The 8,752-nt window shown below is 63.2% G+C and carries 1 protein-coding gene; it reads left to right on the forward strand.

Going from position 1 to position 8,752, the window contains the following annotated elements:
- Positions 1-39 precede the first annotated feature (39 nt).
- A partial coding sequence (locus A5724_RS31235; protein ID WP_232005033.1) for an alpha/beta hydrolase occupies positions 40-8,752 on the forward strand: 8,713 nt, incomplete at its 3' end.

An 8,752-nucleotide genomic window follows, 5' to 3' on the forward strand; every position in this document is an offset into this window, starting at 1 on the left:
GCTCAGGGGCGGGTGCTTGCCGGTGGTGGGTGGCGCCGGGTGCGTGACTTGTCGGCGTTGATGGAACTGGTTGGGGGTGAGCCAGGTTCGTCGGCGGTGGTGATGTTCAGTCGCGGTGGCGAGCGGGTGGGGCATGTGCAGGCGTTGTATTCCACTGCCGGGGAGGGGTTGCGGTGGGTGGATCCGCAGCGTTCGGGGAACAAGGTTTTCCCTGCGGGTGAGAAGGACGAGGCGGGGCTGGAGAAGGATTTTCCGGCTGGGGTGGCGATGTCGGCGGTGGTGCTCGATCCGCATGGACGTGTGGTGTCCCCGGAGGTGTGGTCGTCAACAAAAATTCCTGTTCACGAAGCACTGACCGATGCGCCGCTGAATCACCAATTCGGCGCCCACGCCGAAGAAGTCGAGTTTTACGCCGTCGGGTTCGGGCGAGGTAATGGCACCTCATTGATTGTGAAGTCGCATGTCGCAACTTCGGTCGACGGTTTTGTCAAGGTGTCCACCGACCTTCGCTTGGTCTTCGTTGACGACGACGGCAAGCGTTACGCAGACCCGCCACCCGGTGTCGATCCGGACGAAGTCGGTTCCTGGAAGTTGATTTTGGTACCGGAGATCGTCACCGTCCCTGGCCGCACACTCGACGATGACGTGACCCAGGATCTGCGTGCGGCGGTTGAGGCACGACGATCAGATTTGATCGGGAGGCTGCAGCAGGCGGCTTCCAGCGGGCATGAAGTACTGCTGTCTGACGCGCTTGGCGATGAATACCGGGTGCAAGATGAGTTCCGAGATACGCGGGTCTCAGGCTACCCGGCCCGGGTGCCGGAAGCACCGATGCATTTCCAGTTCACCGAGGACGTGCCGCTCGCCGGTATCCACGCCTTCCTCGTAAACCTCGCAGAACATTCACGCCCGGGCAGCGGACTAGACGATCTGCGCAAAGGCATACAGTTCGGGCGCAAAGTTGCGGCAATCGTCGTGGCCCATCTGAAAGTGCGGGGAGACTTCGACTTTGGTCGCAGCGATGCAGCCGCGCTGGCGGGCGAGGATCTGGAGACGCTGCTGGATCCCACAGCACGCGCCGTGATGGGCGTGATGGCGCTCGCTTATGTGATGGATTCCGGATACGTGACCAAGCACACGACCGACGATGATCGCAAGGTAACCAAGGATTACATGTGGGTGGTGCCTCGAATACCGATGCGAGGCCTGGCCGAAGCCCTGGGTAGTGACGTACAAGAGGTCCTCGAGCAGCATGAAAACGACATCCACGAGCTGTTCGAATCCGACTTCCGCAGCGATCATCCCGACTTTCCCAACGATGCGCCGCTCCGGGAAATGGAGCTCGATCCGAACGATACGAGCGGGACTCGCGTCGGATTCGTGCTTGATTCAGTCCTCAACAGTCGTCGACCATTGCCCGAAGGTCACCGCGACGAGTTGCGCAGGTTCGGAATAACTCGCGTCGGCTCCAGGCCCACGCCGCGTGGCAACGGAGCGCTACCAGTGGTGCCTCTGGAAGCTCGCAACCCTGGAGCGCCCCGATATGACCACCCGGTCTTGGGTTTCTATAGCGATCATCAGATGCTGCAAGCTGCAGCCAACCACTTTGTAGAAACGGCGCGCAATATCGACCGAGACGCCGCTGTCGTCCATGCGGTGCACAGTGATCCCCTCGGTAGGGCCGTCATTGATGCCCTGACTGACAGGGTGATTGGCCAGCATCACAACGACATCAATCCACTGCGAACGGCTATCTCCCACTACCTCGTCGAAAATCCAAGGATGACGACCGCATTGAAGCGGTTGCTGACTCCGGCGAGTGGTCGTATCGGCGTAGAACTCGTCCCGTGGGACGCAGCCATCGGCTTCGCCGAGGAGGCACAGGCGCCGCTGACCCGGGAGCAGGAAGAACAGATCAAGGAATTCGCCGCTGTTGTGGTCAACGAGGCGCAACGCCGACAAACAGACGGCGGGCGCAGTCTGGTCGTCCACATTGAGGGCGGCGGAAACGGCCGCCCTTTGAATCGGTCTCGGGCCGTGCATGTCGGCCAGACGCGTGCTGATATCACCTGGGAGATGCTGCAGGAGGAGGTTAGGACGCTACTCGACGAACGCGAGCTGCCTCGGGACATTGTCGAATTCCCAGACGCGAAGTCGCGGGGCCGCGAAGTCCCCGAAGGCGTCGTTACGTCGTTCGACAGGAAGACTGATGCCGCGGCGCGACGGTTGGTGGTCGTGCGGCTTGAGGATGGACGTGACCTGCGGGCTGAGTCGGAGTCAGGTGAATACTCTGATGCCGCTCCCGACGAGCGCGGTGTCGACGAATCAGTCTGGTGGGATTCGGATTCGGATTCGAACGATGACACGGAGTCATCCCAGTTCGACCCCAGTCGTATGGTTCGTCACCGGACCTCCAGCGCTGTAACGGCACCGCCGGAAGGTCAACTCCCGCAGGGAATTGCAGGTACAAGCGGCTCGCGGAGGCCCGATGTCGCCGCGGACTCCGACGACCTCTACCACAGCCGGGATGAGTACCCGGATGATCGCGTCGAGGACCGCAGCGTCGGTAACACGGTCTCTCGACCCGGCGTCGAGGTGCATCCGCCTTCTCCGCAACCATCTGAAACGAATTTGCCTGACGGTCTGGACAGCGACATTGAACACAACTCCGACTTCGTGGTGGCGGACACACCATTGTCCCGACCTTCGTCAGAGGTGGACATTCCGTTCACAATTGATAGCGGCGGGGTGGGCGATGCTGACACTGCATCGCTTGACCAATCGTCGGTGCGTAGCGCTTCGATTCCGCAGGCGGAGACTCAGCAGGGTGAGGCTGGTAGCGGCCTTGTCGGGCTGCTGACCGACGAACCCTCAGCCGAGGGGCCGCGCAGGGGCGGGGACCACGGCAACCCGAGTCTCGCTGGCCACCAGCAGGATTCCTCTGCTTCGCAGGCCGACCAGCCACCGCAGGCTCCGTCATCAGAGCACGGCGACGAGGCGCGGAGCGAGCCCTCGCAGATCGGGATATCCGCCAAGGCCGAGGCCAAGCAGCGCGACGAGGAGCAGCGCAGTGAAGGGGAGCTGCGTGCACGGGTCGCAGAGTTGGAAGCCTTACCGGGACCCTCGAGGTTAACGGATCAATGGCCAACTGATGCGCGTCGTGACCGGGCGGATTGGCAACGTCGCAACGCGATGGCACCGCGACAAGCTCCGTCCGACGTCGAACGCGACGATACAGAAGCACATATTCGGCGTGCAGTCGATGCGGTGTTGCGGGGCCGCGACGCAGAGGAGTTAACGCGACCCGTACACGTCGGGGACGTGGCCGGCAGTGGAGTGGCTGCCGCACGACGTGGACCTAATCCCGTAGGGCTGGTGGTTGCTCTTGGAAAAGCGACGACTGCGTACAAAGACGTTTCTCAGCACGACGATGCCGAATTCATCCATCTGTTGCGTGAGCAGTTGACCGATCCCGAGTCGGGCAAGACCGTCCTCGAAAGTCTGCTGGAGGCTTTGGACGACTTGAAAGCTCTCGCAATTGCGCACCCTCGCCGTTCTCTTACCGAGTCGCAGCAGACGGCCTATCGTGTGCTGCGCAATTCGGCGGGCTCGATCATCGACAAGGCGCTGGGCTCGGTGCAGGCGTTGAATCGAGATGAAAGTTTGGGCAACCAGGCTCTGCATTTCGCCGGGACGACGATTCCGCTGGCGGCGCCGTATGCCGTGCCGATTCTGCACAAACCTCCGTCACTCAACTTCATCTCTCTGGTAGCAGCCGCGGAGACAAGGGCCGTACTGCGCATGGGCGGTATGGCGCGCCACTCCGCGTACAGCGGGCGCCTGCTCGGAACCACTCTCTTCGATCTGGTCATTCCGTGGTCTCTGCCGGGTCTCACCTATTTACTGCCGACCGTGGTCCCGTCGCTGGCAGCAGAGCAAACGGATCCTTTCTGGGCCCTTGGTTCCGGTTTGGTGCAGAGCGCCATCATTTTCGGCGCCGGATTCCCAAAGCTGATCCCCTACTTGGCCGACAGTGCCATTTCGCTCGGCACGGCTATCGGCCTACCTCTGCCTCTGACCGAACGACGTGCGCTGGCCAACGGTGAGTTGCGCCTACTTTCGCGGTCCGACACCCCACCGGATGTCGACGAGGAGGCGTTGGAGAGCCAACCGAACTATCTGACGCAGGAAGAGTTGACGCTCGCGATCAGCAAGGTCCGATCACATCTCACCACGATCGAGACCGCGAAGCGGATGTTCGAAGAACGTGGGGGCCACATCTCGGACAACACGGATCGACAGATCTCCTTTATTCGGTCAGACATTTCGCATCTGGCACACCTGGGTGCTCAATTGGTTGACGCACCGCAGGAGGGCAGTGCAATGCCCGGCCGAGAGAATGTCGACTTCTGGCCGAAACTGGGGTACACGGCAGTGACGGTTCTGGTGCGGGGAACAGCGGCCGGCGCGTCCTTGACGGATCCCCTGTCCGCGTCCGACGTCTTGCCTGCTACCGCGTATCTGATCGCTCGCTCGATTCTCGAACTGCGCGACCCCAACGTAAACGAGCGCGATGCGGCCAACACCTTCAACAACTTCACTCCACCTGGGCTCGTTGCGATAGTCCCGAACGTGGCAAACCTGGCTAGCCACGGCGGCATATTCGACAGCGCTAAGTCAGCGTGGCCTTGGATTGTTTACCTGATCGGCGCGAATGCCACCTGGGGCAACTGGGTCGGTCAGCAGCTGTCTGGATTCGTGTCGTATGCCATTTTGGCGGGCCAACGGCATTTGCCCACTGTCCGAGACACCGTGCAGTCATGGTTCTCGACACACGGCGTCTCCGAGGGCGCGAGTTGGAGGCCGACATCATCACCGAGTGATGCCGGGAAACCCCCGGAGGCCATGAGTGCTGCGGGCGTGCCGGGCGGATTTTCCCCGGGCACTGGCCAGCCGCCTGACAGCCAAGCCGGCGAGGGTACGTCCGAACGGCGTCCGGCCTCGCCCGGCGCGACTGTAGTCCGTACCGATCCCGTCGTTGCACCGGAAGATGCCGGGCCGCCGCGGGTGGCCACACCAGTTCAGCCAGATCCGCCACGTACGCCACCGTCGGTCGGTGGCGCCGGTCACGGACTGCCGATTGATAAGCCATCCCGCATTGCCCCAGCTGCTGAGGATCCTGCCCATCGCGGTCAGCTCACCAGCGCCGAGGACACACCCGGCACCCCGCCGCAACAAGTCAGCGCCGGCGAAGCGAGCGCCTACCTGTCGGCTGAACGTGACGGCGACACGCGAACCGCCCCACTGTATCTCGGTGTAAGCGAGAAGACGGTGTCCACTCACTCGGAAGTTCTAGCACCAGAGTCCATTTCATCCGCCGGTGATACCGAAGACGACGTCGCAGATCACCCCGCCCGCGCTGACGGCGAGCCCGACAGCCGCACCTCTGAGAACCGCTTCATGACGACGCGGCCGAGTACTCCACCGCAGCGGCTGCCTGCCGAACCACCACGGGCGGGGTCCGAGCCTTCGGCGATGGGGTCACGGCAGCTGGCGAGCAACCCTACCGGTCAAGACACGACACGCAGAGTCCGCTTCACTACACCACGGGGCACAGATGAGAACTCCCCTGATCTGAGGGCGGCTAGAGGGTCAGGTGACCACTCGCTGTCGGACACTCGCGGTGACGCACCGCAGGCCGAGCACCCGCATCAGCGTCCATCGACAAAAATCCCCCCGCCGGCCGCGGAGACACCCGGTCTGTCTACTACTCGGCGCGCACCCTCCGCCGGGCCGTCGAGAAACGCTGCCGATCAGGGGTTTACGCGGAGTCGACCGAATTGGCTGATGCCGGCGCGGGGCGGCCGCGAGGCTGGACCAGGTGTCAGTTTCTTGAACATGTCAGAATCCCGTGGACCTGAAGTCATGGGGCGGGATGTGCCTGGTTTCCGATCGGAGCGCATGGTCGATTCGCACACCCTGTCGTTGGCTCATGTGGCCTTGCACGAGCGAACGTCAGATCGGGATCCGGCCCCGCACAGGCGGACTGGGCTTGTCGATGCGAATGAGATACGACATCCGTTGGCGGATGCGGGGCGGGGCGCTGCGACTGCGCGGAAGAATGCGCGGTGGTGGAAGGGACTGTCGGAGGAACAGCGTCGCGCGGTGATCGCCGCCTATCCCGAGCAAGTGGGCAATGCCGAGGGGCTGCCGCCGCGGGTGCGTGATGAGGCCAATCGCGGGGTGTTCAAGGACACGCTGGCACGAGAGGCGGCGAATCGCTATCGGGCGTTCAAGCCAATCAACCGGTTGTACGCCGCTAACCGCGCACTGCGGCGGGCCGCAAACCGTTTGAGTCGGATCGGCGCCGAAGAGCCGCTGGTGTTGGCCTTCGATCCGGCGGCCTATCACCGAGACGGTCGGATCCTGGTTGCTGTCGGCGGTGATCCGTATACCGCGTCGTCGGTGTCGTGGATGGTGCCGGGCTTGACGACCACGATCGCGAGCCTCGACGGTCTCCTCAATGATGCCGTGAATCTCGTCGAATCCGGTCGGGCCGAGGGTGCCGCGGACGCGGTGGTGATCGTGTGGATCGGCTATCACGCGCCAAGTGGTTGGCGATCTGGTCGAGTGCTGACGCAGACGGCGGCGGGGCAGGGCGGTGAGATTCTTCACGCCGATATCACAGCCTTCAACGCCGGGCGTGACGCCACCGCCGATGATGGCACTCACTTCTCGAGTAACCACGTGTTCGGTCACTCGTACGGATCGACCACCACTGCGTACGCGGGCCGGGATGGTCGGCTGGCGAACGAGATCCAGACCGTAACGCTGGTGGGTTCTCCCGGAGCGGGGCCGCTCCAACACGCGGATGACTTCGGCATCGGACCCAATGTGTTCGTCGCCGGCTCCTCCCGCGATCCGGTTACGGCGTTGGGCCGAACCCCGGACCCGAACGGTCTTATTGGGCAGGGGATCGATCCCACACTGGAGGTGTTCGGTGCGCGACGTCTGGCGTCTGAGTTTCCGAGGTCGATGGACACTGTGGCGAGCGCAGCTACCCATATCTCGTACTACCACTACGTCGATGAGATGGGGCCGCGCTCAAAGTCGTTGATGAATTTCGGGCGGATCGTGGCGGGTCATCAAGATCGGCTGGAGCTGCATGACCACCGAGTGGATGCGCAGTCGCGCCTTGGGATTCCGCGTACGGTTGATCCCGCCGCGGACCGGTCGGCGAGTCGGCGGTGGTGGGATCCGATTTGGGCACAACCGTCGGACAGACCGCAGGAGCCGGCAGCAGAGGCACACGCATTGTCGCGGCCGCCTGAGGCCGCGGAGCCGAGCGCAGCGCCGCAGCTAATCTTTGGCGAGACGGCCAAAAAACTCACTGGCCCACAAATCGAGACGGTCCACGGATTTGCCTCCGATATCGTCGACCAAGCCGCTCAGCGGTATCGCGCCGATGCAAGTGGTAGCACGCTGGTTGTGCAGGTGGAGGTCGGCGCAAACGGGCGGCGATGGCCGTTGAACGGATGGCCACACACGGGCAGGCCGAGAGCCATCGGATGGTCACGTGCGGTCGAAACCCGGAATGTCTTGGAAGCGGAGGTTCGCCGCCTACTGGATGGACGAAACATACCTCAGTCGACGGTGACGTTCGAGGCGGTATCCCGCGGCAGGGGCCTCCCCGACAGTGACGGCAGGGCACACGATCTTGAGTCAGACGAGATGGCGCGGCGGGTTGTCACGATTCGAATCGGCGAAGCTGCATCGACGGATCAGCCATTGCGCGTCGATTTGGCGGAGACGGGCGCGAGTCTTGGCAGCCGGGGTATTACTGGGCACCAACAGAATTCAGTTACTTCAAATGTAAGCGAGCCACCGCGCACTCCCTCATCACAACAAGGTGACGAAGCGTCGCGATGGTTTTCGCACAGCGATTTGTCAGCACAGGGCTCTCAGGGCTTACCCACCCGGAGTGGGTCACCAGTGGAGGGTGCCGCTCCCCGTCATCGCGATAGTCCTGGCGGTACCGAAAGGCCTGGCGCAGAGGCGTTGTCGTCGGTGTCGGACATCGCTATCGCCGGCCCACACCCAACGGCGCCGGAACCGGTCGAACTCGATGTGGGTGCGGGGTTGTCGACTGGTGGGCAGGTCGGACCGTCTGAGTCGGTGCCCAATTGGTCCGCAACTGCTCGCAGCGGAACTGAAGCGGCTGGTGGCGGTCGTGTGCGGGTGCCGGGTGATGGGTGGTGTTTGTTGTCCTCGGTGGTGGTGGGTTTCGGGCCGCAGCAATGGCCGGCGGGGTGGTCAGTAGGCGGTGATGCGTATGGCGCTCATGCCGCGATCTTGGCGCAGGCTGCCGGTGGGTCGTTGAGTGCGCCGGGACCGGGTAGGGATGCGTTGAAGCGGGCTCGGGAGGGGTTGCACCGGCAGGTGCTTGATTTCGTGGTTGGTGGTGGTCGTGGCGGGGTGCCCAGCGATGTCGCGAGGGTGTTTCACGGCCTTGGCTCCCCTGCGCGGTTGCCTGATGGTGAGGCTGCGCTGCGGGACAGGTTGAGGGAGTTGGGCCTTAGTGATGATCACTTGGTAGAGAACGAGAATTGGTTACCTGGTGATCAGTTGCGGGGGCGCTATGTCGACGAGCGGCTGTTGCAGTTGACTGCGGCTGGTGAGCGGTCGGGGCCGTCGATGGATTTCGAGGAGGCCTTCGTGAGGGCGTGGGCGGAGGTGGGTGGTTATGAGGGGC

This window comes from Mycobacterium sp. ACS1612, assembly GCF_001667505.1.
Classification (GTDB): Bacteria; Actinomycetota; Actinomycetes; order Mycobacteriales; family Mycobacteriaceae; genus Mycobacterium.